The 23,771-nt window shown below is 71.4% G+C and carries 19 protein-coding genes; 16 read left to right on the forward strand and 3 right to left on the reverse strand.

What is annotated here, in order from left to right; translation table 11 throughout:
* The first annotated feature begins 561 nt into the window (after positions 1-561).
* On the forward strand, positions 562-2,250 hold the full coding sequence (gene alsS / locus AQJ11_RS13785) for an acetolactate synthase AlsS (RefSeq protein WP_059263224.1): 1,689 nt from the start codon (positions 562-564) through the stop codon (positions 2,248-2,250).
* 31 nt (positions 2,251-2,281) lie between these two features.
* Complete coding sequence (gene budA / locus AQJ11_RS13790; protein ID WP_059263225.1) at positions 2,282-3,088, forward strand: acetolactate decarboxylase; 807 nt, start codon at positions 2,282-2,284, stop codon at positions 3,086-3,088.
* A 458-nt stretch (positions 3,089-3,546) separates the two neighbouring features.
* Here budA and AQJ11_RS13800 read toward each other — a convergent pair whose 3' ends face one another.
* Positions 3,547-4,620, reverse strand: a complete 1,074-nt coding sequence (locus AQJ11_RS13800; RefSeq protein WP_014670356.1) for a LacI family DNA-binding transcriptional regulator — start codon at positions 4,618-4,620, stop codon at positions 3,547-3,549.
* A gap of 307 nt (positions 4,621-4,927) precedes the next feature.
* Here AQJ11_RS13800 and AQJ11_RS13805 point away from each other — a divergent pair, with 307 nt between their 5' ends.
* From AQJ11_RS13805 to AQJ11_RS13870, 14 genes are all read left to right on the forward strand, one after another.
* Positions 4,928-6,127, forward strand: coding sequence for an ABC transporter ATP-binding protein (locus AQJ11_RS13805; protein ID WP_244218229.1), 1,200 nt, complete (start codon positions 4,928-4,930; stop codon positions 6,125-6,127).
* 16 nt (positions 6,128-6,143) lie between these two features.
* A complete protein-coding gene (locus tag AQJ11_RS13810) occupies positions 6,144-7,415 on the forward strand; it encodes a polyamine ABC transporter substrate-binding protein (protein ID WP_059263227.1) in 1,272 nt (423 codons plus the stop codon).
* Between the two features lie 26 nt (positions 7,416-7,441).
* Entirely contained in the window at positions 7,442-8,287 is an 846-nt protein-coding gene (locus tag AQJ11_RS13815) for an ABC transporter permease (RefSeq protein WP_014670359.1), read from the forward strand.
* Positions 8,284-9,129, forward strand: a complete 846-nt coding sequence (locus AQJ11_RS13820) for an ABC transporter permease (RefSeq protein WP_059263228.1) — start codon at positions 8,284-8,286, stop codon at positions 9,127-9,129. Before AQJ11_RS13815 ends, AQJ11_RS13820 begins: the two co-directional genes overlap by 4 nt.
* A 75-nt stretch (positions 9,130-9,204) precedes the next feature.
* Entirely contained in the window at positions 9,205-10,206 is a 1,002-nt protein-coding gene (locus AQJ11_RS13825; protein WP_014670361.1) for an SIS domain-containing protein, read from the forward strand.
* A gap of 114 nt (positions 10,207-10,320) precedes the next feature.
* Positions 10,321-11,244: a PfkB family carbohydrate kinase gene (locus AQJ11_RS13830; protein ID WP_059263229.1), complete on the forward strand. Its 924-nt coding sequence runs from the start codon at positions 10,321-10,323 to the stop codon at positions 11,242-11,244.
* A 261-nt stretch (positions 11,245-11,505) separates the two neighbouring features.
* Complete coding sequence (locus AQJ11_RS13835; protein WP_425265009.1) at positions 11,506-13,311, forward strand: helix-turn-helix domain-containing protein; 1,806 nt, start codon at positions 11,506-11,508, stop codon at positions 13,309-13,311.
* A 335-nt stretch (positions 13,312-13,646) separates the two neighbouring features.
* Complete coding sequence (locus AQJ11_RS13840) at positions 13,647-15,122, forward strand: aldehyde dehydrogenase (protein ID WP_382564099.1); 1,476 nt, start codon at positions 13,647-13,649, stop codon at positions 15,120-15,122.
* A 77-nt stretch (positions 15,123-15,199) separates the two neighbouring features.
* Positions 15,200-16,603, forward strand: coding sequence for an MFS transporter (locus AQJ11_RS13845; protein ID WP_244218230.1), 1,404 nt, complete (start codon positions 15,200-15,202; stop codon positions 16,601-16,603).
* Positions 16,600-17,790 (forward strand): FAD binding domain-containing protein, encoded by a 1,191-nt coding sequence (locus tag AQJ11_RS13850; RefSeq protein ID WP_059263232.1) that lies wholly within the window; start codon positions 16,600-16,602, stop codon positions 17,788-17,790. Before AQJ11_RS13845 ends, AQJ11_RS13850 begins: the two co-directional genes overlap by 4 nt.
* Before the next feature lie 56 nt (positions 17,791-17,846).
* Positions 17,847-18,314, forward strand: coding sequence for a cupin domain-containing protein (locus AQJ11_RS13855; RefSeq protein WP_059263233.1), 468 nt, complete (start codon positions 17,847-17,849; stop codon positions 18,312-18,314).
* The gene (locus AQJ11_RS13860; RefSeq protein ID WP_058079043.1) at positions 18,311-19,285 is read left to right on the forward strand and encodes an amidohydrolase family protein; all 975 of its coding nucleotides are present in this window, start codon (positions 18,311-18,313) and stop codon (positions 19,283-19,285) included. The genes AQJ11_RS13855 and AQJ11_RS13860 overlap by 4 nt, the downstream gene beginning before the upstream one ends.
* A 33-nt stretch (positions 19,286-19,318) precedes the next feature.
* Positions 19,319-20,677, forward strand: coding sequence for an MFS transporter (locus tag AQJ11_RS13865; protein WP_059263234.1), 1,359 nt, complete (start codon positions 19,319-19,321; stop codon positions 20,675-20,677).
* A gap of 58 nt (positions 20,678-20,735) precedes the next feature.
* Complete coding sequence (locus AQJ11_RS13870) at positions 20,736-21,404, forward strand: VOC family protein (RefSeq protein ID WP_059263235.1); 669 nt, start codon at positions 20,736-20,738, stop codon at positions 21,402-21,404.
* Between the two features lie 88 nt (positions 21,405-21,492).
* Here AQJ11_RS13870 and AQJ11_RS13875 read toward each other — a convergent pair whose 3' ends face one another.
* Together AQJ11_RS13875 and AQJ11_RS13880 are read right to left on the reverse strand one after the other, a co-directional pair.
* A complete protein-coding gene (locus AQJ11_RS13875) occupies positions 21,493-22,659 on the reverse strand; it encodes an FAD binding domain-containing protein (RefSeq protein ID WP_059263236.1) in 1,167 nt (388 codons plus the stop codon).
* A 184-nt stretch (positions 22,660-22,843) separates the two neighbouring features.
* Positions 22,844-23,725 carry a LysR substrate-binding domain-containing protein gene (locus AQJ11_RS13880; protein ID WP_059263237.1) on the reverse strand — a complete coding sequence of 294 codons (882 nt, stop codon included), beginning with the start codon at positions 23,723-23,725 and terminating at the stop codon, positions 22,844-22,846.
* Between the last annotated feature and the right edge of the window lie 46 nt (positions 23,726-23,771).

Below are 23,771 nucleotides of genomic sequence, written 5' to 3' on the forward strand. Positions count from 1 at the left end.
GGACGAACGGCACCGCCCTCCGGCGTCCGGCGGGCTGTCGTCGCCTGACCTCGGGTGCACGCCCGCCCTTGGCCCGTCCCGCCCGGCTTTCCTCGCCGGTCAGCGCAGCCCTGCGGCGTCTGCCGCGACGCCCGCTGTCGGCGCCCCCGCTACGAGAGCCGCCCGAGGAGCGCCTGATCCACCACCGGATGGCGCACGGAAACCACTGGCACGGCAGAAGAAGACCGTCACACCCGCGAAAGCCCCCTTCCGCCCCTCCCCTCCCCCGCGACAACTCCCACCGCGGCGTCCGGATGAACTCCCGCTCAACGGGTCCTGCCTCGTGGGACCGGTTCACGCCTGTGGTCGGTCACCTTGATCGACGGCACGTCTGTCGGCGGGTCCGTACCCACTGCCGGGCGTCGGCCAGGCGACCCGCTCCTACAGACTGACGAAGTTTTCGCCGACCGATCGCTACGGAGCGCGGTGGTGTGCGCACACCCCGGCCTCACACAATCTCGGTATGCGAAAGTCGGCCCTCGCGCCGGCTTCATCCTTCTGAGGTCATCGAGGAGAGCACACATGGTTCACACCGGCGACCCCACGACGACTCCGGCACGGGCCGCGCAACGCGTGGTCGAGTGCCTGCAAGCCAATGGCGTGCGATACGTGTTCGGCGTACCGGGTGCCAAGATCGACGCCGTCTACGACGCCCTGGTCGACGGCGGACCCGAACTGATCGTGTGCCGCCACGAGCAGAACGCCGCCTTCATGGCCAGTGCCGTCGGACGTCTCACCGGGGTCCCCGGCGTCACCCTCACCACCTCGGGTCCCGGCACCAGCAACGTGGCCACGGGTCTGTTGACCGCCAACACGGAACAGGATCCCGTGGTGGCCATCTGCGGTGCGGTGGGCCGGCCGGACCGCCTCAAGCGGACGCACCAGTCGATGGACGCCGCGGCCCTGCTCACGACGGTCACCAAGTTCACCGGCGAGGTCGCGCACCCGGACAACGTACCGGAGGCGATCAACAACGCCTTCCGGTCCGCACTGACCGAGCCGCGCGGGGCCGCCGCCGTCGTCCTGCCCGCTGACGTGGCCGCCGAAGGGACGGCAGCGAGCATCCGGAAGCTGCTGCCCGTCCCGGACACCGGAGCAGCGCCCGCGGAGAAGGTCGCGGAGGCCGCGCGCCTGCTGCGCGACGCGGCACGTCCCGTCGTGCTGGTGGGAAGCCGGGGCAGCGGGCCCGCGGCATGCGCCGCCCTGCGCGCGTTCATCACCGGCAGCGACCTCCCGGTGGTCGAGACGTTCCAGGCAGCGGGCGTCATCTCCCGCGACCTTGAGGATCACTACCTCGGACGCGTCGGGTTGTTCCGCAACCAGCCCGGAGACGTCGTCGTCGCCGAGGCGGACGTGGTGCTCGCCGTCGGGTTCGACCCCGTGGAGTACGACCCGCAGCTGTGGAACACGGACGTGGCACGCACCGTCATCCACGTCGACTCCATGCCGGCGCAGATCGACAACCACTACCAGCCCGCCCTGGAACTGCGCGGTGATGTGGCCCGTACGCTGACCGCCCTGGCCGACGAGACGGGCCCGCTCAAGCTCGACACCGACGCCAGGGCCGCCGTGTCCGCCGAGCGCGACCGGCTGGCCGCCATCGACGAGGAGGCCCGGCGCGCCCCCGCGAGCGAGAACGGCCTCGATCCGGCCGCGCTGGTGCTGACCATGCGCGACCACCTCGACGACGACGCGACCGTCGCCTGTGACATCGGATCCGTGTACATCCACATGGCACGTCACTTCCGCGCCTACGAGCCCCGCAGGCTCCTGTTCTCCAACGGCCAGCAGACTCTGGGCGTGGCCCTGCCCTGGGCGATGGCCGCGGCACTCGTCCGCCCCGACAGCCAGATCGTCTCCGTCTCCGGTGACGGCGGCTTCCTCTTCTCGGCCCAGGAACTGGAGACCGCCACGCGCCTGGGGCTGTCCTTCGTTCATGTGATCTTCCGGGACAACACCTACGACATGGTGGGCTTCCAGGAGAAACTGAAATACGGTCGCACGTCCGGTGTCGAGCTGGGCGACTACGACGTGGTGAGTTTTGCCAAGGCGTTCAACGCGCGGGGCGTACGCGTCCACAGCTACGACGAGTTCGCCACCGAGCTCCGCCAGGCCCTGCTGGAACGCGGACCCACGATCATCGACGTCCCCGTCGACTACTCCCGCAACACCGAGCTGGGCACCCACCTCATCTCGGACGCCTTCGAGTAGAAGCCGACAGCGAGCTGGAGGAGGACCCCTCATGGCCGACACCGAGACCGCCCGGGACCGGCTGCTGCGTCTGCTGACGTCCCTGACACGTCACACACCTGCCGGACCGCCGGAACCACCGTCGACCGTCTACCAGACGTCCACCATGGCAGCGCTTCTCGACGGCGTGTACGACGGCGACGTCACCGTCGCGGCGCTGCTGGAGCACGGAGACTTCGGGGTGGGCACGTTCAACGGACTCGACGGGGAGATGGTCGTGCTGGACGGCGTCTGCCACCGGCTGCGTGCCGACGGGACCGTGACCCCGGCCGCCGACACCGATCGCACCCCGTTCGCCGCGGTGACCTTCTTCCGTCCCGACGCGACGCGGCACCTGAGCGCACCCATGACGAGACACGACGTGGAGACGGTCGTCGACGAACTCGCACCCAGCGGCAACCTGATCCGCGCCGTGCGCGTCGACGGCCACTTCAGCAGCGTCCGCACCAGAACGGTGGCCGAACAGCATCGCCCGTACCCGCCGCTGGTCGAAGCGACCGAGGGCCAGGCGGTCGCCGCCTTCCAGGACATCGACGGCACCCTCGTGGGATTCGTGACACCGGAATACGAAGGCGGAGTGTCGGTGCCGGGCTACCACCTCCACTTCATCGACCAGGCGAAGCAGAAGGGAGGGCACTGCTTCGACTTCGAGATCACCGCCGGCACTGTAGCCGTGGCCACCGCGCACGAGTTCCATCTCAGCCTTCCCACCTCACCGGAGTTCCTGGCCGCGCGTCCTCCCGCCTCTTTCGCAGACCAGGTGCGGCGGGCGGAAGGCGGATCCGACCAGGAGGGATGAGGCGACAGGGAACAGCTGCCCGCCGCGTCTCGGACGGGCGGGGCGGGCGCGGGGTCGTTACGGCGGCGTCGAAGGAGGCTTCCGGCCCGGAGGCCAGTCCACGGCGAGGCTCGGAGGACCGGTCTCCCTCCGGTGAGGGTGCCTGCCCTCGGCGTCGCGCGCGAGGGGGCGCCGGGTTGTCGCCGCGTCGCGGGCGGCGAGCAGTGGGGTCCGCCAGCCGGGGCGGTCGTAGGGGCCGACGCCGAGGAGCAGGGGTGCCCGCGCCCCGGCACCATCTGCGCGCCGGAGCGCCGTCCCTCCGCGGCTGTGAAGGCCTGGGCGAGCGAGGTGGCGGCGCCGGCCTCCAGGTGGCTCGGCTCCGTACGCGTGGCCCAGTCCTTGATCAGGGGCAGCCCGCCGGCGCCCGCAACCGCCGGTCCGAGCGGGCACCGGGCCGCCCGCAAGCACCGCATCCTTGATCAGGGGCAGCCCGCCGGCGCCCGCAACCGCCGGGTCCGGGCGGGTACCGGGCCGGTCGACTCACGGGCGATGTAGGTCGTGTTCAGGGTGTGCCGGCGGGGGCGGGCGGCGGCTCCGTTGATGCGGCGGATCAGGATGTCAGCGGCCAGGCCGCCCAGTTCCTGCACGGGCTGGCTGACGACGCTCAGCCGCGGCCGGATGAGCGTGGTCCACTCCGCGTCGTCGAAGCCGATCACCGAGACGTCGTCGGGGATGCGGGCGTCGAGGTCGAGCAGGGCGTCGAGGGTGCCGAGCGTCGCCACGTTGTCGGTGGTGAACAGGGCGGTGGGGCGGTCGCGCGAGGTCATCAGCTCCAGTACGGCCGACCGCGCCCAGGCCCGCTCGTACCCGGTGTGCCGGATCAGTTCCGCGGAGCGCGGGATACCGGCCGCGCGCAGGGCCTGGCGGTAGCCGGCGACACGTTCCGTGGTCGTCCAGATGTCCGCGCCCGGTCCCAGACGGGTGCCGTCGTCGCCCGGCATGGCCGAGGTGATCACCGCGATCCGGGTGTGTCCCGCCTCGGTGAACCGGGTCACCGCCGCCTTCACCGCCCCCCGGTTGTCGACGACCACGGTGTCCAGGGCGGCCCCGGTCAGCACGCGGTCCAGCAGCACCACCGGGATGCCGGCGGAGACGGCCCGGGCGAGGTGCTCGTCGTCGGTGGCGGCCGGCGCCACCACGAGCCCGTCCACGCGCCGCTCGATGAACAGCTGGACCGCGGCCTTCTCCTTGTCGCTGTCCTCGTCGCTGTTGGCGAGGATGGCCTGCAACCCCGCCTTGGCCGCGACGTCGGCGATGCCGCGCACCGCCCGCGCGAAGTAGGCGTTCTCCACGTCGGCGACGACCACTCCGAGGGTGTCGGTCCGGCCGCTGATCATGCTGCGGGCCACGGCGTTGGTGCTGTAGCCCAGCTCGGCGGCGGCGGCGAGCACCCGCTCCCGGGTGGCCGCGCTCGCCGATCCGTACCCGCCGAGGACGCGTGCGGCCGTCGCCTGTCCCACACCGGCGTGCCGGGCGACGTCCGGGATGGTCACGCGACGCCTCGGCCGCGATTCAGGGGACATGAGCGCATCTCTTCGTGTCGGGCCGGCGAACGCCGGGGAACGGGACGGTGGGATTCACCGCCATTCAACCATTGACGCGGGGCCTCGGGGCGTGGGTAAGGTACGAGCGCGTTGGTAACGTTATCAATCCGCCCCCTCAGAAGGCACCCTCCTGCCCGTCAGAAGGCGCCCTCCTGCCCGTCAGAACGCATCCTCCTGCCCTCCCCCGGACGGCCGTCCACGTGCCCTGCCCGACGGCCGCCCGCTCTCCCCTATCCGAACCCCGGAGGTCTCCGCGATGGCAACCGACACCCTTTCGCCGCCACCAGTCGGCGCAGATCCGGCCATCACCCTCGTCGACGTGGTCAAGGACTTCGGCGGCGTCCGCGGCGGAGCGGCCGTGCGAGGGGTGAACCTCACCATCGCCGAAGGGGAGTTCTTCTCCCTGCTGGGGCCGTCCGGCTGCGGCAAGACCACCACCTTGCGGATGATCGCCGGATTCGAGGAGCCCAGCGGCGGGCAGATCCTGCTGCACGGCCGGAACATGGTCGGCGTCCCGGCCAACAAGCGGGACATCAACATGGTGTTCCAGTCCTACGCGCTCTTCCCGCACCTGAGCGTCGCCGACAACGTGGCGTTCGGGCTGCGCCGCCGGCGTGTCCCCAAGGACGAGATCCACGACCGGGTCGACCGCATCCTGCACACCGTCGAACTCGCCGAGAAGGCCGACCACCGCCCCCGCCAGCTCTCCGGTGGCCAGCAGCAGCGCGTGGCCCTGGCGCGCGCCCTGGTCAACCGCCCGCGCGCCCTGCTCCTCGACGAACCACTGGGCGCACTCGACCTGAAGCTGCGGCAGTCCATGCAACTGGAGCTCAAGCGCATCCAGCGTGAGGTGGGCATCACCTTCATCTACGTCACGCACGACCAGGCCGAGGCGCTGACCATGTCGGACCGGATCGCGGTGATGAACGGCGGCCTGATCGAGCAGGTCGCCTGCCCGCGGGAGGTGTACGAGCGCCCCGCCACCGCGTTCGTCGCCGGCTTCATCGGCACCTCGAACCTGATCAGCGGCCGTCTGACCACCGCCGGACCGGAGGGCGGGGTGATCGACCTCGGCGACGGACAGCGCATCACCGTCCCGCCGTCCGGCGCCGCGCGCACCGCCGGATCGGACGTCCAGCTCACCGTGCGGCCCGAGAAGATCACGCTGACCTCCGGCCCGGCCGGGGACGCGAGCCGTCTCCGGGGCACCGTCAGCGAGGTGGTCTACCTGGGCACCTCCACCAGTTACACCGTGGCCACGAGCACCGGCGCGGAGATGACCGTCTTCCAGCCCAACGACGGCACCGCCTCCGTCGTACCGGGCCGCGGCGACACCGTCTGGCTGTCCTGGGCCACCGCCCACTCCTACCCGCTCGGCGCCACGCCCGCCGCACCGGCCACGTCCGCCGCCGCCGACCGCGCGGTCCCCGACTCCGGTTCCCTCACCCCGAGCTGACGACAGGTCGACCAAGATGCCCCTTCAGCCCACACCTCCCGCGCCCTGGCTGCGCGGACTGACCGAGCGCCGCTGTTCCCGGCGCGGTCTGCTGCGTGCCGCTCTCGGCGCCGCCGCCCTGGCCCCGCTCGCCGCGTGCAGCGTGCCCGGCGCCCGCAAGCCCGTACCCGGCACGGCCGCCGAGATCGCCGCCGCCGTCGGCGACTTCTGGACCGGACGGAAGAAGAAGGGCCGGCTCAGCTTCGCCAACTACACCCAGTACATCGACACCGACCCCGGCGACCAGAGCCGGCACCCCACCCTGGAGGCGTTCACCCGCGAGACCGGCATCAAGGTCTCCTACGACGAGGTGATCGACGACAGCGCCTCCTGGTTCGGCAAGATCCAGCCGGAGTTCGCCTCGGGACAGGGCATCGGCTACGACCTGATGGTGCTGGGCGGCGACAGCTACCTGCCCAAGTACATCGAGCTCGGCTACCTCGCCCCGCTCGACCACAGCCGGCTGCCCCACTTCGCCCGGTACGGCGGGACCGCGTTCAAGAACTCCTCCTTCGACCGCGGCAACGTCTACACCGTGCCCTGGCAGTCCGGCATGACCGGCATCGGCTACGACCCGGCCAAGGTCGGCCGGAAGATCACCAGTTGGCAGGACCTGCTGGACCCGAAGCTGCGCGGCAAGGTCGGCATGTGGAACGACGCGGTGCAACTGGGCAACGTCGCCCTGCTGGCCGTCGGCGTCGACCCGGAGACCTCCACGCACGCCGACTGGCGCAAGGCCGCCGCCTGGCTGCGCGAGCAGCGCGACGCCGGCCTGGTCCGCTCCTACAGCACCAGCACCTACCAGTCCTCGCTCCAACGCGGCGACATCTACGCCTCGTTGGTGTACTCCGGCGATGTCTTCCAGGCCAACCGGAGCGGTTCCCGGCTGGAGTTCGTCATTCCCGAAGAAGGCGGACTGCTGTGGACGGACAACCTGTGCATCCCCTCGACGGCCGCCCATCCCGTCGACGCCCTGACGTACATGGACTACGCCTACCGGCCCGAGGTCGCCGCGAAGATCAGCGAGACGGTGCAGTTCGTCTGCCCCGTCCCGGACGCCCAGCCGGTGATCGCGCGCGACGCGGACGCCGCCGACGGCAAGCGCCGGTCCCTGCTCCGCTCCCTGAGCACCAGCCCCCTGGTCTTCCCGACCAAGGCCGACGAAGCCAAGCTGCGCCACCTGCGGGTGCTCGACGAAACGGAGGAGAAGCAGTGGAACGCGCTGTTCGAACCGATCTACCAGTCCTGACGCACCGCCGGCGGCGCCCCGGCGCGGTGCTGGCCCCGTATCTGATGGTGCTGCCGGGCTGGCTGTGGCTGGCCGCCTTCTTCGTGACGCCGGTGATCGTCATGGTGTCGCTGTCCCTGCAGACCGGCGACTTCATCGACGGCTTCCGCCAGACCTTCCACTTCGCCACCTACGCCCATGTGGTGGAGACCTACCACGTGCAACTGGTCCGCTCCCTCCTCTACGGCGCCGCGGCCACCGTCGGCTGCGCGCTGGTGGGCTACCCGGTGGCCTACTGGATCGCCTTCCGGGCCGGCCGGCACAAGTCGGTCTTCCTCTTCCTGCTCCTGCTGCCGTTCTTCGTCTCCTTCGTCATCCGCACCCAGTCCTGGAACGTGGTGCTCGCCGACAACGGCGTCCTGCTCGGCCCGCTCAAGCACCTGGGGCTGCTGCCCGCCGGCTTCCACGTCCTGGCCACCCCGTACGCGGTGATCGGCGGACTGACCTACAACTTCCTGCCGTTCATGGTGCTGCCCGTGTACGTGGCCCTGGAGCGGGTGGACGCCAAGGTGATCGAGGCCTCCACCGACCTGTACGCGTCCCGGGCGCAGACCTTCTGGCGCGTGGTGCTGCCGCTCTCCCTGCCCGGGGTCTTCGCGGGCGTCCTGCTGACCTTCGTGCCCGCCTCCGCCGACTACGTCAACGCCGGCATCCTCGGCGGCCCCTCGACCACCATGATCGGGAACATCATCCAGACCGAGTACTTCACCAACCTCGACTACCCGGCCGCCGCCGCCCTGTCCTTCGTCCTCATGGGCGCCCTGCTGCTGGCCGTGTTCGCCTACGCCCGCGCCCTGGGCACCGACGACGTGCTGGAGGTGGCCGCGCGATGACCACCGGCACCGTCACCCGCGCCGAGGACGCCGCCACGGCGGCCCGGCCGCGCACCGGCCGACGCCCGCACCGCCGTCCCACGCTCACCCTGTACACCTGGCTGGTGCTGGCCTGGCTGCTGCTGCCGATCGCCGTCATGGTCCTGTTCGGCTTCAACGACACCCACAGCAAGGTGAACTTCACCTGGCAGGGTTTCACCCTCACCTGGTACCGGCACCTGTTCGCCCTCCCCAACCTGACGTCGGCGCTGGTCAACAGCCTCACCGTCGCGCTGGTCGTCACGGTGGTCGCCACCCTGCTGGGCACGCCGATCGGCCTGGCCCTGGGCCGCCACCGCTTCCGCGGGCGCGGCTCCGTGGACCTGCTGCTGTTCGCCGCCATCGCGGCCCCCGAGATCGCCCTGGGCGCCGCCCTGCTGTCGCTGTTCATCGTCCTAGGCGTGCCGCGCGGCTACTGGACCATCGTCATCGCGCACGTGGCGTTCTGCATCCCGTACGTCGCCATCACCGTACGGGCCCGCATGGCGGGTCACGACCCGACGTTGGAGGAGGCCGCCCGGGACCTGGGAGCCGGGCCGTGGACGGCGTTCCGGCTGGTCACCCTGCCCGCGCTGCTGCCCGGTGTGGCCTCCGGCGCCCTGCTGTGCTTCGCCCTGTCCATCGACGACTACATCATCACCAGCTTCAACGCCGGCCGGACGGTCACCTTCCCGCTGTGGGTGTACAGCGCCAGCCGTACCGGCGTGCCCCCGCAGGTCAACGTCATGGGAACGCTGATCTTCGTCGGCGGCCTCGTCATCGCCGGCGCGAACGTGCTGTTCGCCCGGCGCCGCGCGGCCTGACACCTCTGCCGCGCCGCCAGAACACCGGCCCGGTCGCGGCCGGTCGGAAACAACCCCTCGAAGGAAACCATCACCGTGCTCTCTTTCAACGAAGCCGAGTTCGTCGCGCAGACGGAAAGCCTCGTGGCACTGCGCCCCCGGATCGAGGAGGTCGTCGACCGTCTCGTGGACGAGGGGTACGACAACGTCCTCCTGGTGGGCGCCGGCGGCACCTACGCGCAGATGTGGCCTTACGAGCACCTGGCCCGGCGCACCTCGGTGCTGCCGGTGCGGGCGGCCATCGCGGCGGAGCTCGTCGTCTCCGGTGACGCCCGGCTGGGCGAGCGGACCGCGGCCGTGTTCACCTCCGTCTCCGGCACCACCGAGGACAGCCTCAAGGCCATCGACCACTGCAAGGAGCGGGGCGCGTACACGATCGGCTTCACCGGCCACCCCGACTCCCCCGTCGCCCAGCGGGTGGACACCGCGCTGGTCTCGGCGCCCAAGGCCTGGCCGTTCGACGTCCAGATGCTGCTGTTCATGGGCCGGCTGCTCTCCCGGAGGGGCGAGTTCACCGGCTACGACCGTCTCGCCGACGAACTCGCCGGCCTGCCCCGCATCCTGGTGGAGGTCGCCCGGCAGGCCGAGCCGGTGGCGTCCGACTTCGCCGAGGCCCACAAGGACACCGACTACCACTTCCTCATCGGCGGCGGGAACCTGTGGGGGTTCACCTACCTGTACTCCATGTGCATCCTCGAAGAGATGCAGTGGCTGCGCACCACCCGGGTGCACAGCGCCGAGTTCTTCCACGGCTCGCTGGAGCTGCTGGAGGAGGACACCAGCGTGATCGTCTTCCAGGGGGAGGACGAGACCCGCGCGCTGACCGACCGGGCCGAGGCGTTCGCCCGGCGCGTCTCCAAGGACGTCACCGTCTTCGACACCCGCGACTACCCCCTCACCGGCATCAGCCCCGAGTTCCGGGGGCTGCTGGCGCCGCTGGTGCTGGACACCGTGATGGACCGGGTCAGCAAGCACCTGGAGCGGGTCCGCGACCACTCCCTGGACCTGCGCCGCTACTACCGCGTCATGGACTACTGACCGCGGTCCGTCCCTCCCGACCTCCGTCCGCCCCGGCGTGCCCGTGCCCGTGCACCGGCACGCCCCGAGCGGGCGCCGCGCACCCGCGCGGCGCCCGCCCTCCTGGAGACCCTGATGAACATCCTCGGTTTCGGCGACAACGTCGTGGACCGTTTCGTGGACCGCGGCATCGACTACCCGGGCGGCAACTGCGTCAACGTGGCCGTGTACGCCCGCCGTCTCGGTCTCGACACCGCCTATCTGGGGGTATTCGGCGACGACGACCTCGGCGCCTTCCTCCGTACGGCCGTGGCGGCCCAGGGCGTCGTGGTGGAGCGCAGCGTGGTGCGCCACGGTGAGTCCGGCGTCTCCACCCTCCATGTGCAGGGCGGCGACCGGGTGTTCCTCGGCTACAACGGCGGCGGTGTCACCGTGCGCGATCCGCTCGTCCTGGACGACGCCCTGCTGGCGTACGCGGCGTCGTTCTCACTCGTGCACTCCAGCGTCTACTCGCGCACCGAGAGCGAACTGCCCAAGCTGGCCGCGGCCGGTCCTCTGGTCAGCTTCGACCTCTCCGACGACGACGAGTTCCGCTCCCCCGCCTACCTCGACCGGGTCTGCCCCCACCTCGACCTGGCCCTGCTGTCCTGCTCGGACCTGGACGAGGCGGCCACGCGGCGGTTGCTGGAATCCGTGGTGGCGCGGGGAGCGCGCATGGTCCTGGCGACCCGGGGCCTCGCGGGGGCCATCGTGTACGACGGCCGGACCCTGGCGACGGCACCGGCGCGCGCCGCGGACGCACGGACCATGACCGACACCATGGGCTGCGGTGACGCGTTCCTCGCCGGTTTCGCGGTGTCCCTGCTCCACGACGGCTGGTCCCGCCGCAATCCGCCGTCCCGCACCTCCTTGGAACGCGCGCTGCGGCACGGCGCGCGGTCGGCCCATGACCAGTGCTTCGTGGAGGCCGCCTTCGGCCACGGCCGGCCTGCCCCCCAGGCACCGGTCCCGGTGCCGCTCGACCAGGCCGGCGCGGACACCGCGGAGTCCCGGCCGTGACCCGCCGCGCCGCGCGGCAGAGCAGGTCGCCCGCGCGCTGCCGCCGGGCTCCTGGACCGCGGTGACGGACGGATCCGGGCCGTGAGGGTGCGCGGGGGTGTGGGACCGGAGCCCCTGTGACAACCCCCAGGTCTTGAGCGGGACAGGGTGGAATGGCACAGTCACCTCATGACGAGCGCCGCCGCCGACCGCCACGACGATCTCAGGACGTGGCTCGGTGCCATCGCGGACCTCGCCGAGGCGGTGAACGGCACCGGAAGCGTGCGCTCACTGCTGGACCTCGTGGCCAGGACGGCCTGCCGGCTGCTGGGCTACGACTTCTGCTCCGTGCTGCTGCCGGACCCGGCGCACCGGGTCCTCACCATCGAGGGGGCCTACGGGCTGTCGGCCGCCTACATCAGGGGCGTGAACATCAAGCACCCGGTGCGGATCGGGGCCGGGGAGTGCGGGGAGGCGCCTTCGAGCCGGGCGTTCCGCACGGGCAGGGCCGTCGCCATCGGTGATGTCACGGCCGAGACCCACTACGCCTGGGGCGGGGTCGCCGAGCAGCAGGGCTACCGTTCCATCGTCGCCGTACCGCTCATGACCTCCGGCTCCTGCCTGGGCACGCTGACGTGTTACCGCGCCGGCGCGCACGAGTTCTCCGACGACGAGCAGGAACTCCTCACGACCCTGGCGAACCAGGCCGCCATCGCCATCGAGACGGCCCGCCTGCGGGACCGGGAACAGCAGACGATCGGCGAACTGCGGGGACTGAACGACTCGCTGCGCGAGCAGCACGCCCTGCTGCGGCGCAGCGAGGACATCCACCGCCAGCTGACCGAGGTCGCCCTGCGCGGCGAGGGCATCCGGGGAGTCGCCGAGGCGCTTGCCGCCCTGCTCGATCGTCCCGTTCTGTTCGAGGACGCCGACGGGAGCAGGCTGGCGGCGGCGCAGCCCTCCACGGCGGGACCGGGCGACCCGTTCGACGGTCCGGACGGCTTCTCGGCGCCGCGCCAGTCGCTCGCGGACACACCGGCCACCGGGGTCGTCGAGGTGGAGACGGACGGCGGCGGGACGCCGTGGGCGACGTCGGCGGTCGTCCTGGCCAAGGAAGTCGTCGCCCGGGTGTGGATCCCGGGGGACCTGGCCGGACTCGGCCCGCTCGGACGACGGGCCATCGAGCACGCGTCGGTCGTGGCCGCCCTGGAGATACTGCGCGAACGCACCGCCGTGGACGTCGAATGGCGGCTGCGCGGAGAGCTGTTGACCGATCTGCTCACCCAGCAGCCGGCCGCCATGGCGACGGTCGTGGCACGGGCCGCCCGCCTCGGCCACGATCTGCACCGGGCGCACTCCGTGCTCGTCGTCCGAGTGGACGACGAGTCGGTGACATCCGGCTCCGCCCGGGGAGCGGACACCCCGCGCCGGGTGCTGGCGGCCGTCCACGCCATGGCGACCCGGCAGACCCCCCGCCCCTTGGTGGCCCGTCACGGTGACGACGTCGTCGTGCTGTGGCCGTCGGACCCCGACGGAGGGGACGTTCCCGCGGGAGGACCGACGCCCGTGACGGCACACGTCGCACCGGGGGCTGTGTCGGCGGCCGACACGATCCGCCGGGCCGTCGCACGCGCTCTGCCGATCACCGTGACGGTCGCGGTGTCGCGGCCGTGCGCCGACCTCGCGGACTACCCGGCCGCGTTCCGTACGACACGGGGCGTCCTGACCATCACGCAGTTGCGTGGCCGCCGCGACCGTACGGTGGAACTCGGCGACCTGGGGGTGCAGGGGCTGCTCCTGCAACTTGAGGACCCCTCGGAGCTGCTCCGGTTCGCCGACCGCGTCCTGGCGCCCGTGCTCGACTACGACCGGCGCCGCCATACCCGGCTGCTGGACACGCTGCGCACCTATCTCGCCCACGGCCTGAGCACGGCCCGAACGGCCGAGGTCCTGTTCGTGCACCCCAACACCGTCGGTCTGCGGCTGAAGCGGGTCGAAGAGCTGCTCGGGGTGAGCCTCACGGAACCCGACGCGCTCTTGCAGATCACCGCCGCACTGGCGGCGATCGAGGTCAACGGCCTGGGATGACGGCCGTACCCGGCAGCCGTTCGCCCATCCTCTGACCAGCCCCCAGCCCCCTCACGGTCCGGCGACGGTCCGACCGAGCATGCCCCTTGAACGGCCCGCCGTGGACTGTGCCGGTCCACAGCGAACCGCTCCGACGGTGTGTGCCCACACATCGAAACGGGCGTTGCCCGGGCCAATACTCGATCGCAGTCCGGCCGCCGGAACCGCGATTCCGGTTCGACACCCTCGTGCCCCGGCCGACCCGCGGACGCCGGCCGTGCCCGCGCCGCGGAACATCCTCTCCGCTTCGTCCGAAGTGTGACGCCTGAAGGAGGCGAACCGCCCTGGTTACGCAGATCCCCGTCCCCGCAGCGAGCGAGGCCACCACGCACCGCGACCGGGCCATCGTGAACCCCGCCACGGGAGAAGTGATCCGCTCGGTACGGGACAACACACCGTCCGAAGTGGACGAGGCGGTCAAGGCGGCGAAGGCGGCCTTCGAGTCCGGTCCGTGGCCGCGCCTGCCGCGCAGTGAGCGCGCCCGGCACCTGCTCCGCTGCGCCGACGCGATCGAGGCGAACAGCGAGGTGCTGTTCCGGCTGGAGACGCGGAACAACGGCCGGCCCATCACCGAGACCAGGGCACAGCTCTCCCGTGTCCCGGAGTGGTTCCGGTACAACGCGGGACTGCTGGCCGCCCAGCGGGACGCGGTCCTGCCCGGAGACGGCCCCTACCTGACGTACCAGCGGCGTGCACCGCTCGGCGTGTGCGGGATCATCACGCCGTTCAACCATCCGTTGCTGATCCTCGCACGCAGTCTGTCCGCGGCCCTGGCCACGGGCAACACCGTGGTGGTCAAGCCTTCGGAGCTGACTCCGCTGACCACGCTCGCGCTGGTCGACGTGCTGCGCGCTGCCGGACTGCCCGACGGAGTGGTCCATGTGGTGACCGGCGGGCGGGACGTGGGGGAACGGCTGACCGGGCATCCGGACATCGCCAAGATCACGTTGACCGGGGGGACCGAGGCGGGGCGCGCCGCCGCGGTCGCCACCGCGTCCCGGTTCGCCCGTGTCACCGCCGAGCTCGGCGGCAAGACCCCGATCGTCGTCTTCGACGACATCGATCCGCGCGTGGCCGCCGAAGGAGCGGCGTTCGCCGCGTTCGTCGCGGCCGGCCAGTCCTGTGTCGCCGGTTCGCGCTTCCTCGTCCAGCGGGGTGCCTACGACGCCTTCGTCGAGGCGCTCGCCTCCCGTGCGTCGGCCATCCGCATCGGCGACCCCGCGCGGGCGGACACGCAACTGGGTCCGTTGATCAGCGAGGTCCAGCGCGAGAAGGTCCTACGGCTGATCGGGACCGGCGTCGAAGAGGGTGCCCGTGTCGCCGCGGGAGGAGGCGTTCCCGAGCTGCCGGCGGAACTCGGCGGCGGCTACTACGTGCAGCCCACCGTCCTGGCCGACGCGACCATGTCGATGACGGTCGCGCGGGAGGAGATCTTCGGTCCCGTCGCGGTCGTCGTGCCCTTCGACGACGAGGACGACGCGGTCGCCATGGCCAACGACAACCGGTTCGGTCTCGGGGCGGGTGTGTGGACCCGGGACATCGCCCGGGGGCACCGGGTCGCGGACCGCGTCGTCGCCGGAATGGTGTGGGTGAACGACCACCACCGCCTGGAGCCGTCCCTCCCGTGGGGCGGCGTCAAGGAATCCGGTGCCGGCCGGGACGCCGGCCAGGAGTCCTTCGACGACTTCACCTGGGTCAAGACGGTCGTGGTGCGCACCGCCGCCGACGACGTCGACTGGTACGGGAACTCCGCGCCCGGCCGCCTCAACTGACCCTGCCGAAACGTGAGTTCGTCGCCCTGAGGCGACACCCACCGCGTGTCCTGACACATCCGACGAAGGAGTCGCGCATGTCGAGCACAGCGAACGGCCGCCACTTCGGTGCGCGATGGCCGAGGGAGATCACCCGCACGCAATGGCTCGTTCTGGCGGGAACCACGATGGGCTGGGCCCTGGATGGGTTCTCCGGAAGCCTCTACGCCCTGGTCCTCGGCCCCGCCATGACCGAATTGCTCCCCCACAGCGGCATCCGGGCGGACGCGAGCGGAATCGGCTTGTACGGGGGGCTGACCGTGGCCCTCTTCCTCGCCGGCTGGGCCGTCGGCGGCATCCTGTTCGGCCTTCTGGCCGACTACTTCGGGCGGGTCAGGGTGCTGTCCGCCGGCGTGGTCGCCTACGCCGTGTTCACCGCGCTGGCGGCGTTCACCGACACCTGGTGGCAGTTGGGCGTCCTGCGGTTCGTCGCCGGACTCGGCTCCGGTGTCGAGGCACCGGTGGGGGCCGCGCTGGTGGCCGAGGTGTGGCGCAACCGGTACCGGGCGCGTGCCTGCGGTGTGATGATGTCCGGCTACGCCGCCGGCTTCTTCGTCGCCGCCCTCGCGTACGACTTCCTCGGGGGCCAGGGCTGGCGCGTGATGCTGGGCATCGCCGTGGCCCCCGCCCTGCTGGTCTGGTTCATCCGCCGGTACGTTCCCGAGCCCCCGGAGATCAGGGCGGCCATCGCGGACCGCCGGAACCGGAAGGCGCGGGGCCACACCGCCCCGGAGGACCGGTTCGTGCTGCGCAGGCTGCTCGCGCCGCCCTTCCTGAGCCGGACCCTCGTCGCGACGACACTCGCCACCGGTTCGCTGGTCGCCTTCTGGAGCGTGTCGACCTGGTACCCCCAGATCATCCGCCACGCCGCCGACGCCGGCGGGCTGCCGCAGCACACGGCCGACAGCCATGTCGCGGTCGCCTCCATGCTGTTCAACGCGGGCGGCGTCCTCGGATACGCCTCGTGGGGGTTCCTCGCCGACGCGGTCGGCCGGCGCAGGGCGTTCGCCGTCAGCTTCGCCGCCTCCACCGCGGGCGTCGCCTACCTCTTCCCCTTCCAGCACGGCTACGCCGAGTTCCTGCTCGCCCTGCCGGTCGTCGGGTTCGGCCTGTTCGGGGCGCTGTCCGGCACGTTCGTCTACGGCCCCGAACTCTTCCCTCCCAGTGTGCGGGCGACCGGCATGGCGCTGTCGAACAGCGTCGGCCGTCTGATCACCGCGGCGGGCCCGCTGGTGGCCGGCGTCATCGCCGTCTCCTGGTTCGGCGGTGACCTCGGGCTGGCGACCACGTGCGTCGCCGCGGTCGGCCTGACGGCGGCGGCCGGGCTGGCCTTCGCGCCCGAGACGCGGGGGCTGGACCTCCCGAGCGATCCCCTTCCCACCGGTCCGGAGCGGGCACCGGCGCCGGCCGAAACCATCACTGCCAAGGAGATGCATTCATGAACGCGTACGACGGCGCCACCGCAGCGGTCGTCGGCGGATCGATCGGGGGGCTCACCACCGCCCTCCTCCTGCGCGACCTCGGCTTCTCGGTCGACGTCTTCGAGCGCACCCCCACCGCCCTCGACGGCCGCGGCAGCGGCATCGTGCTCCAGCCGGACACCCTGCGCTGGTTCACCGAACGCAGCGAGCAGCACCCGCAGGACCTGAGCACGTCCACCGAATGGGTGCAGTACCTCGGCGCCGGAAACGAGGTCGTCTACCGCGAGCGGACGACATGGAGTTACACGTCGTGGGGCACGTTCTACCGCGCCCTGCTCGCCGACTTCGGCACGGACCACTACCACCTGGGCGAGTACGCCTGCGGATTCGACCAGGACGAACAGCACGCCACCGTCCGTTTCGTGAGCGGACGCGAGGTGACCGCGGACCTGGTGGTCTTCGCCGACGGGATCACCTCCACGGCCCGGCAGCGCTTCGACCCCACCGCGGCCCTGACGTACTCCGGCTACATCGGATGGCGTGGCACGGTCCCGGAGATGGACCTGTCCGACGACACCCGCGAACTGCTGCGCAACGCCATCACCTACACGGTGGTCCCCCACTCGCACATCACGCTCTACCCGATCCCCGGCGAGGGGGGAACCGGCCCGCGGGACCGGCTCATCAACTACGTCTGGTACCGCAACGTGCCCGAGGGGCCCGAGCTGTCCGAGATGCTCATCGACAAGCGGGGCATCCCGGGCACCGTCTCGGTCCACCCGTCGCAGGTCCAGGACCGGTACGTCGACGAGATGCGGCAGTCCGCGGCGCGGATGCTCTCCCCCGCGGCGGCGGAGGTCGTGACGTCGACGGCGACCCCGTACGTCCAGGTCGTCTCGGACGTACGGGCGTCCCGGATGGCCGAGGGCCGGGTGGCCCTGATCGGGGACGCGGCCTGCGCGGCCCGGCCGCACGCTGCGGCCGGCACGGCCAAGGCCGCGGCCGACGCCTGGGCGCTGAGCGCCGCGCTGGAGGCCGCCGCGGGAGACATCGGCGCCGCCCTGCGCAAGTGGGAGCCCGCCCAGCTCGACATCAGTGCCCGGCTGCTCGAACGGGTCGTCGCCATGGGGAGCCGCTCCCAGTTCTCCAACACCTGGACCCCCGGCGACCCGAGCCTGCGCTTCGGGCTTTACGGCCCCGGGCGATGACACCGCCGGACGCCAGGGGCGTATCCGCGGAACTCGACGACGAAGACGGAGGAACGATGACGGACAACGGATTTCTCACCGACCTGCCCCTCGCGGGCGTGCTGGTGGCCAGCGGATTCGAGGGCTGGTCACCGGCTCTGCGGGAGGAGTTCGAGGAGCACTCCCACGACGGCCGGGTCGGTTCCCGGCTGCTCAGCGAGACACCACGGGCCCGGGTGTGGGAGATCCGGCTCGCCCCGGGTGAGCGCTGGCACGCCCACCGGCACGTCCTCGACTACTTCTGGACCGCGGTGAACGCGGGACGCAGCCGCCAGCACACCCACGACGGCACCGTCCGCGAGGTCTCCTACTCCGCCGGGGAGACCCGGCACTTCACCTTCGGCCCGGGCGAATACCTCCTGCACGACATCGAGAACATCGGCGACACCGACCTGGTGTTCACCACCGTGGAACACCTGGACAGCGCCAATCAGCCGCTGGACATCCACGGCGGCACCGACGGCCGGCGGGAGCGGCAGCCGTGATCAGCGCACCCCTGGCCGACGGCGTGATCGACGTCCACGCCCACTGGCTGCCCGCCGAACTGTTCAGCCTTCCCCCGGGCGCACCGTACGGGCCCATGCGGGACCGTGACGGCGCCCTCTACCTCGGTGACATTCCGCTGTCGATCCCGACCCGGGCCATGAGCGACGTCGCCGCGATCCTCGGCGACATGCGCACGGCCGGTGTGGGGGTGAGGGTCGTCTCGGCGCCGCCCTTCGCGTTCCCGGTCGGAGGCGTGCCCGGTGCGGGCTCGTACGTCACCGCGTTCAACGAGGCGCTCTCCGCGGTGGTCGCCGGCGCGGACGGCAGGCTCGTCGGCCTCGGGATGGTCAGCCTCGACGAGCCCGCCGAGGCCCGGGCCCAGATGGAGCGGCTGGCCGGGACCGAGGGCATGGCGGGGATCGCGATACCGCCCCTGCACTACGGCCGGTCCCTGGACCAGGGCTTCCTGAGGGACGTCCTGACCGATGCCGAGGCGCTCGGTCTGGCCGTACTCGTCCACCCGATGCAGCTGTCCCGGCCGGAGTGGTCGGAGCACTACCTGTCCAACCTCATCGGCAACCCCGTGGAGACCGCCACCGCCGTCGCCGCCCTGCTCCTCGGGGGCGTCAAGGAGCAACTGCCCCGGCTGCGGATCTGTTTCGTGCACGGCGGAGGGTGCGCACCGGGGCTGCTCGGCAGGTGGACCCATGGCTGGCACGCCCGGGGCGATGTGCGCCGGCACTCGTCCCGGCCGCCGGACGAGGGCTTCGGGGAGCTCTTCTTCGACACCGTCACCCACGATCCCGGTCTGCTGCGCCTGCTGACCACGCACGCGTCCAAGGACGGCATCGTCTGCGGCAGCGACTACCCGTTCGACATGGCCCAGAGCGACCCCGTCCGCTTCGCCACCGACCACGGGCCGTCCGCGGCGGTACTCACCTCCAACGCGCGTGCCTTCCTCGGCCTTTGACAACGCCTCGACCACTCTTCGAAGGACTCCCCCGTGACCGACACCTCACCGGTCGAGCGCCGTGCCCTGAGAAAGGCCGCCAGACGTCTCGCCCCGCTGGTTCTCCTCCTGTACACCGCGGGCTATCTGGACCGGGTCAACCTCGGGACGGCCGCGCTGACCATGAACGCGGACCTCGGCATCAGCACCGCGGCCTTCGGCTTCGCCACCGGGATCTTCTCGGCGGGCTACATCGCCTTGCAGATCCCCGGCAACCTGGCGCTCAACAAGCTCGGCCCGCAGCGCTGGCTCGGAATGCTGACCATCGCCTGGGGCGTGGTCGCCATGCTGACGAGCCTGGTGCAGGGCGAGCGGAGCCTGGTCATCGTCCGGATCGCCCTGGGCGCCGTCGAGGCGGGACTCCTGCCCGGCATGTTCATGTACCTGACGATCTGGTTCCCGCCGAGGATGCGCGGCCGGATCACCGCCATCGTCTGCCTGCCGTTCTACGCGATCCTCGGCACGCCGCTGTCCGCGTACATCATCCAGTACGCCGACGGCATGGGCGGCCTGGCCGGATGGCGGTGGATGTTCCTGCTCGAAGGGGCGCCGACGATCGTCATCGGACTGTTCCTGCTGCGGTTCCTGACCGATTCCCCCGCGACGGCCGGCTGGCTGTCGGCCGAGGAGAAGGCGGCCCTGCTGCGGGTCACCGCGGCACAGCAGAGCGGGGAGCGGGCGGGCGAGAAGCCGACGACGGGGGCGCGGGACATCCTTGAGCGGCTGCGCGATCTCCGCCTGGTCACCCTCTCGATGGCCGTCGGCCTGCTGTGGGTCGGATTCGCCGCCATCACCGCCTTCCTCCCGCTGATCGTCGCCGGCTTCGCGGAGCACACCCATACGAGGCTCAGCCTGGTGCAGACGGGTCTCCTGTCCGGCCTCGTCTACGTCCCGGCGGCCTTGGTCGCCCTCGCCTGGGTCTCCAGTTCCGACCGGCGTGACGAGCGGGTGAAGCACGTGGTCTGGGGAGCGCTGCTGGCCGCGGCCGGCACCGTCCTGGCCGTCAACGCCCCCAACCTCTGGCTGACCCTGCTCGGTACGGTCCTGCTCACCTCCGGCATCTACGCCGCCCTCTTCCTGGTCTGGCAGATCCCGGTGGCGCACCTGAGCGGACCGGTGGCCCTGTCGGTCGGTATCGCCATGACCACGACGCTCGGCAACGTCGGCAGCTTCCTGGCGCCGTACATCGTGGGATGGCTGCGGGACAGCACCGGGAACTTCGACAGCGGGCTGTACTTCATCGCCGTGTCGCTCGTCGCGTGCGCGGTGGTCACCGTGGCCGGCAACCGGATCCGGGTGAACCCGGCGCACTCCCGCCCGCTGGCGAAGAACCCACTGACAAAAACCCACTGACCAGAACCGACTGACAAGAACCGACTGTCCAGAACTCACTGACAAGAGACGGAACACTGTGCTCAGCATCGACCACATCTCCCTCGGGTGCCGCAACATCTACGAGGGCACCGAACGGCTCTGCGAGGAGACCGGGTTCGGGCAGTACGAAGGCGGCTGGTTCCCCCACCTCGGCATCGCCAACCGCATCGTGCCGCTGGGACCGGACCAGTACATCGAGGTCGAGAGCGTCATCGACGCCTACTCCCCGCGGACCAACCCGAGCGCCCGCTGGTTCTACGACCAGATCGAAGGGGGCGACGTCTTCATCGGCTGGTGCCTGCGCGTCGACTCGCGCGACGAACTGACGCGGCTGGCAGAGCACTTCGGCACCGACATCATCGACAAGCCCCTGCGCAGGCGGACCGACGGTGTGCAGCGCAACGCCGTACGCGTTCCCGAGACGATCCCCTGCTGGCAACGAGGACTCCCCAACGTCTTCCTGGTCGAGGACCTCACTCAGCACCCGGCCGCCCAGCCGCGCTCCGGGGAGGAGACCTCCCCGCAGGGGATCACCTGGATGGAAGTGGGCGGTACCGAGCAGGACATGCGTGCGTGGCTCGGCGACGGGGCGCTGGACCTGCCCCTGAAGTACAACGGCGAACGCCCTGGTGTGTACGCCGTGGCCGTCGCCACGGACGAGGGTGAAGTGGTCGTCCGGCGCACGGCGGTCACCCAGCCGGAGTGAGTCCGACGGGGGTGCGGCCGAACGAGTTCGGGGCCGCACCCCCCCTGCGCGCCGACACACTTCGCCCGGAACGACCCGTGCGAAGGAGTCACTCGGAGGCGAAGAAGCGACGGCTGCCGGCCGTCCCGAGCGACGACCTGTCGGCCAGGTCGATCCCGGCCCGCGAAAGCGCGACCAGATGCAGGAGCCGTTGCTGTTCCCAGTCCGCGAGCCGGCCGGCCGGCAGCTCCTGGCCGGGCGTCCAACCGCGCAGGGCCGCCGCGAGCCCGGCCGCGTCGGCGAAGGCCTTCGAGGTTCCGGAGGCCGTGTGCGGGCGCACCGTACCGACGGCGTCACCGATCAGGGCCGCGTGGTCGGCGACCATGCGGTGCGGCGCCAGGTCGAAGACGGGCTGCATGAAGACGTCCGAGAGCCGAACGAGCTGGGCGAACCGCTCCGGGAGCGACGCCTTTGCCGTGGCGGCGAGTTCCGCCGCGATGTCCGGGAGGATCTCCCCGGGCGGCAGGAACGTGGTGTACGGCTTCCCGGACCGGCTCGCGAGCAACCGTGGCAGATCATGCTCGGGCACGTTCATGTACCACACCCAGTTGACCCGTCTGGAGCCCTCCTCCAACTCGCCGTCGGGGCCCGGCACCAGGTAGCACAGCATTTGCAGGCCGTCCGAGCCGAAGAACGTGAACCGGCCCGTCAGCACCTCCAGCAGGTCGCCGGGCAGAGCCGATTCCGGCTCCAGGCCCCGCCAGGCCACGTAGCCCGCGTACGAGGGACGCGTGGCGGGATCGAGCAGCCGGCGCGTGGCCGAGCCGATCCCGTCGGCGCCCACCAGGAAGTGGCCCTGCGTGGTGGACCCGTCCGCGAACTCGGCCGTCACTTCGGAGCCCTCCACCCGGACCCGGGTCAGGGCGCTGTCCAGGCGGTAGCAGAGCCCGGCAACGGGCTCGCGCAGTACGCGGTAAAGGGTGTCCCACGCGGTCATCAGCTGGGGAGCCGCGTACCGGGTGGCCCTGCCGTGCAGGTGCAGTTGCTGGCGCTCGCGCAGTTCGACGCTGACCTCCCGTGCCGACAGGCCCAGGCGGACGAGCAGCGCCTCCACCTCGGGCTGCATGACGACCCCGGCTCCGCGGGCCTGCATCCGGCCCGCGGAACGTTCGTACACGGCTGCCTCGGCGCCGATGGCGCGCAGCTCGTGGGCTGCCGCGAGGCCGCCGACGGACCCTCCGACGATGACGACCCTGGCCGCCTTGGCGTGCTGCATGGGACACCTTCCTGCCGTATCACCCATCCGGTGACATGGTCCCCCGTCGCCGGCTCCGCCGCGCGGAATGCGCTTTCCGTCAGGGGGGCCGCCCACGGCGGCAACGGATCGGGCGTCAGTTCCCGTCTGCCGGTGGGGCGTGGGGAGGGCGGGACGGACCCTGTCGCGCCGTGGTGCCTTCGGTTCAGATGAGCCGGCGAATGACTTCCACCGCGCGCGCCAGGTGGGGTTCGTCGCGGTCGGCCCGGTGGGCGACGGCCAGTTCGATCGAGGCCGCCGGGCGCACCAGGGGCCGGTAGACGACGCCGTCGAGCGCGAGCGCGGTCACCGGCTCGGGCGCGACCGCGACCCCGAGGCCGCCGGCGACGAGGGTGATGAGCGTCGATGTCTCCCCCACCTCGTGCCGGATCCGCGGCTCGATGCCGGCTTCCCGCAGGACACCGAGCACGACGTCGTGCATCACCGAGCGGCGGTCCGCCGAGTGCATGATCATGTCGAGGCCGGCGAGGTCGGCGGCGCGCACCCGGGTCTTCGCCGCGAGGGGATGCTCGGCCGGGAGCGCCACCACGAGGCGGTCCCGGCGCAGGGTGTGGACGGCGAGGGACGGGTCGGCCGCGGGCGGGCGCAGCAGGGCCACGTCGATGGCGCCGCTGCGCAGCGCCTCCACCTGATCGGGGGCGAGCATCTCCCCGCGGAAGGAGAAGTCGATGCCCGGCAGTTCGGCGGCGAGGTGCCGCGAGAGTGTCGGCAGCAGGCTGTACGTCGCCGAGCCGACGCAGCCCAGGGTGAGGTGGCCGACCGAACCGGCGGCGACCCGGCGCGCGTGGTCGGCGGCCTGGTCGACCTCGGCGAGGATCGCCCGCACCCGGTCGAGGTAGGCGCGGCCGGCCTCGGTGAGGTCGACCCGGCGTGTGGTGCGGTGGAACAGGGCGACGCCGAGCTCGCCCTCCAGCTGCCGGATCGCCTGCGAGAGCGGTGGCTGTGCCATGCGGAGCCGTTCGGCCGCACGTCCGAAGTGGCGCTCTTCCGCGACGGCGAGGAAGTAGCGGAGCTGGCGCAGATCCATATGCTCAGGATATCAATCGAGGGCGATATCGATACTTCACGATATC

It is taken from the genome of Streptomyces corchorusii, from assembly GCF_001514055.1.
GTDB classification, from domain to species: domain Bacteria; phylum Actinomycetota; class Actinomycetes; order Streptomycetales; family Streptomycetaceae; genus Streptomyces; species Streptomyces olivaceoviridis.

Excerpts from the sequence above, each read along its gene's own strand:
- alsS (WP_059263224.1), top strand. The coding sequence starts at position 562 with ATGGTTCACACCGGCGACCCCACGACGACTCCGGCACGGGCCGCGCAA.
- budA (WP_059263225.1), top strand. The coding sequence starts at position 2,282 with ATGGCCGACACCGAGACCGCCCGGGACCGGCTGCTGCGTCTGCTGACG.
- AQJ11_RS13805 (WP_244218229.1), top strand. The coding sequence starts at position 4,928 with ATGGCAACCGACACCCTTTCGCCGCCACCAGTCGGCGCAGATCCGGCC.
- AQJ11_RS13810 (WP_059263227.1), top strand. The coding sequence starts at position 6,144 with ATGCCCCTTCAGCCCACACCTCCCGCGCCCTGGCTGCGCGGACTGACC.
- AQJ11_RS13820 (WP_059263228.1), top strand. The coding sequence starts at position 8,284 with ATGACCACCGGCACCGTCACCCGCGCCGAGGACGCCGCCACGGCGGCC.
- AQJ11_RS13830 (WP_059263229.1), top strand. The coding sequence starts at position 10,321 with ATGAACATCCTCGGTTTCGGCGACAACGTCGTGGACCGTTTCGTGGAC.
- AQJ11_RS13845 (WP_244218230.1), top strand. The coding sequence starts at position 15,200 with ATGTCGAGCACAGCGAACGGCCGCCACTTCGGTGCGCGATGGCCGAGG.
- AQJ11_RS13850 (WP_059263232.1), top strand. The coding sequence starts at position 16,600 with ATGAACGCGTACGACGGCGCCACCGCAGCGGTCGTCGGCGGATCGATC.
- AQJ11_RS13855 (WP_059263233.1), top strand. The coding sequence starts at position 17,847 with ATGACGGACAACGGATTTCTCACCGACCTGCCCCTCGCGGGCGTGCTG.
- AQJ11_RS13875 (WP_059263236.1), bottom strand. The coding sequence starts at position 22,659 with ATGCAGCACGCCAAGGCGGCCAGGGTCGTCATCGTCGGAGGGTCCGTC.
- AQJ11_RS13880 (WP_059263237.1), bottom strand. The coding sequence starts at position 23,725 with ATGGATCTGCGCCAGCTCCGCTACTTCCTCGCCGTCGCGGAAGAGCGC.